Origin of the sequence: Promineifilum sp. (SeqCode), assembly GCF_041918635.1 — a bacterium.
Classification (GTDB): Bacteria; Chloroflexota; Anaerolineae; order Promineifilales; family Promineifilaceae; genus Promineifilum.
Window position 1 is genome coordinate 1 of the sequence record NZ_JAYRVJ010000727.1, and the last position, 2,902, is coordinate 2,902.

Annotated in this window: 2 protein-coding genes and 1 pseudogene; 2 read left to right on the forward strand and 1 reads right to left on the reverse strand. The window is 65.0% G+C overall.

Annotation, left to right across the window (positions count from 1 at the left end):
• A pseudogene (locus tag ACE3UY_RS21195) lies at nucleotides 1-713 on the reverse strand (hypothetical protein); the annotation flags it as partial.
• Between the two features lie 832 nt (nucleotides 714-1,545).
• On the opposite strand from ACE3UY_RS21195, the gene ACE3UY_RS21200 reads away from it, so the two are divergent.
• Nucleotides 1,546-2,415, forward strand: coding sequence for an ExeA family protein (locus ACE3UY_RS21200; protein ID WP_374689469.1), 870 nt, complete (start codon nucleotides 1,546-1,548; stop codon nucleotides 2,413-2,415).
• A gap of 134 nt (nucleotides 2,416-2,549) precedes the next feature.
• Nucleotides 2,550-2,902, forward strand: a 353-nt coding sequence (locus ACE3UY_RS21205) for a hypothetical protein (RefSeq protein WP_374689470.1), incomplete at its 3' end; no start/stop codon positions are given.

Genomic DNA, 2,902 nt, shown 5'->3' on the forward strand with positions numbered 1-2,902 from the left:
CCCTCGCCCGCGTCCAGCAGGTTCGCCAGCTGCCGCCGGCCGCACAGGCGCAGCGGCGAGCCGTCGCCCGTCAGCAGGTCGGCCGCCTCGCGTTCCTCCAGCCAGCCCCGTCCGGCCGCGTCGGCGTGGCGCAGCAGCAGCCACAGCCGCCCGGCGGCCGTCTTCTTTTCACGCAGCATGCCGAGGGCGATGTCGGGGTAGATTTTGACGGAAGCGCAGGGGAGCGGGGGGGCGGGGGGGCAGGGGGGCAGGATGGCGGGGGAGCAGGGGAAGGCAGAGTCCGCATCCTCAGATGCGGACGAGTGGCGAATGGCAGATGGCTGCGGCTGGTCGCTCGTCGCTTGTCGTTCGCCGTTCGTCCGTTGTCGCCGCGCCACCTCCCGCAGGTGGTCGGTCAGCGTCTCCGAATGGAAGCCCAGCGTCGAGCCATTCCCAAACGCCGCCAGCAGATCGGCCAGTTGCGGTGCGGCCCCACGGCCACCTGCCGCCTCGGTGCAATCCACCTTCTGAGGTGGGTTGCACCTGTCGCCCGCCCGCATCTGAGGCTGCCGACTCCGCGCCCCCCTGCTCCCCTGCCCCCCCGCCCCCCCGCTCCCCTGCTCTCCCCTCTCCGGCCGCGCGCCACTCGCCCCCACACCTAGCTGGCGACGAATCTCCCACAACCGTTCCTGGGCCGCCTGGACAGCCGGGCTGATCGCGCCGCGATCAGGCAAAGCACGGCCATCCGCAGGCGCTGCCTGCGTCATCAATGCGTCGATTGCCTCGGCCCAGGGAGGAGCAAGGCTAGGTGCTAGAGGTTAGGGACCAGGGGCCAGGGACTGAGGCTTGAGAAGAAACGTTCTTCCCTGGCCCCTAGCCCCTGGAACCTGGCCCCTATCGTTGACACACCACGCCCAATATGGTATGCTCATACCTGGATAGAGTAGGCTTCCTTTGGGGACACAAAATCCCCCTCCCCACTAAAGGGGCGCTGCTTCGAGCTTCGGCTCACGGCGTTGGCGGCGCCGACGAGCAGGAAGGAGGCCTGTCGCTTATACTGGTGGCCCCGCGTTGACCGCGCGGGGCCACTTTTTTGTTGCCGGTACGCTCTCAGACCTGACAGGTCTCAGAAGACCTGTCAGGTCTGTGCGGGCCGACTATTGTTCATAGGGCACATCCTGTCGCCAAACAGTGCGCCCGGCGCTGCCTCAGATGGCGGTCTTTGGCAATCGCCCTTACTTCTTGCCCGGCTATAGTCATCCCCTGCTCACTTGGTGAGCGATTCATGATATAATAGCCGACAATTCACAGTATAATAGCCGATTGATGGCGTGTCAAGATGATCTATATGCTATAGATTGGCTAATTCGCTCTTGTACTTGTGAATAGCCCCCAATTCGGCGCGCCAAGCCCTGTACAAACCGATTCCCTTGCGATATACTTCTATGTAAGCGCCCTGTCCCACAAGAGAGTGTGTAAAGCGTTCCATCGGTGAGCGATCCGGGAAGGGGTTAAAATCTGCGAAATCTGCGTAATCTGCGGATGATTCCTTCTTCGGGAGAGGGTATGGTTGAGAACCTGTTAGATACCGATCTGAGCCGCTACAAACCCGACTGGGAGCGGCTGGGCGTCGTCGTCGCCCCGTTCACCATCGAGGCCGACCCGCGCTTCATGTATCTGTCCACCGAAACGCGCCGCGCTCTGGCCAAAGTCAGCTACATGGTCGAGACGGGGCAGGGGGCTTCCGTCGTCGTCGGCGAGGTGGGCACGGGCAAGACGACCCTGGCCTCCTGGTTCCACAGCCGCTACGACCGCCGCCCCGACTTCGTCGCCGCGCGCGTGGACGAGCCGCCCAAGAAGAGCGGCCTGCTGCTGCTGCGCCGCATCGCCGCCGAGTTTGGCGTCCGCACCCGCCGCGCCACCGAAGACCAGTTGAACGAGTTGCGCGACTTCCTGACCGATACCACCGCCCGCGGCGTGCTGCCCCTGGTTATCATCGACGAGGCCCACGAGCTGGAACCGGAGCAATTCAAGGAGCTGCGCCGCCTGCTCAACTTCCGCGACCCGCGCGGCAACAAGGCGTACCAGGTCATCCTGCTTGGCCGGCCCGAACTGGACATCAACCTGCGCCAGTCGCGGGACTTCAACGACCGCGTCGCCACCCGTTCCTCGCTCGACCCATTGGCCCCTGACGACACGGCCGCGCTCATCGAGTATCGTCTGCTGGCCGCCGGCCGCGACGGTCGCATGCCGCCCCTCTTCCTGCCCGATAGCATCCTGCCCATCTGGCGCGAGACCCGCGGCTACCCGCGCTCCATCTGCCTGCTGTGCCTCCACCTCTGCCTGGAACTCCTCATCCACGGCGGCGCGCAGATCGACGAAGCGTACGTGACCAAGTTCCTGGAGACCCACAGCGGCTACCGCCAGGCGGAGTGACGAATAATGGATGAGGGGGAAGAGGCTCGCGCAAAGAGCGCAAAGAACCAAAGGACGCAAAGAAAGAACACTTTTGGCGTTCTTTGCTTCTTTGCGTCTTTGCGTGAGCCTCTTATTCGCTCGTAACGAGACTTATGAAAGCCGACAAGCCCAAAGAGCGGCCGAAAGACAAGGCCGACGAGCAGAAGGTCAGCACCCTGAAGGACCTGCTGCGCGACAAGCCCCGCCGCGGCCGGCCGCGCCGCCAGGTGGCCCGGCAAAACGTCTACGTCGCCCTCCACCCGGAGCAGAAAGCGCAACTCAACGCCCTGACCGCGTCGCTGCCCCGCACGCTGTCGCGGCCCGACCTGCCCGATCTGGCCGTGTCGGTGCTGACCGCCCGCGTCGAGGCGTTGCGCACGGCCGTCGCCGGCCGCACCCGCGAGATCCCCGAGGGCGTCACCGACCTGGAATCGCTCTACCTGCTGTGGGACTTGCCGCTGCCCAG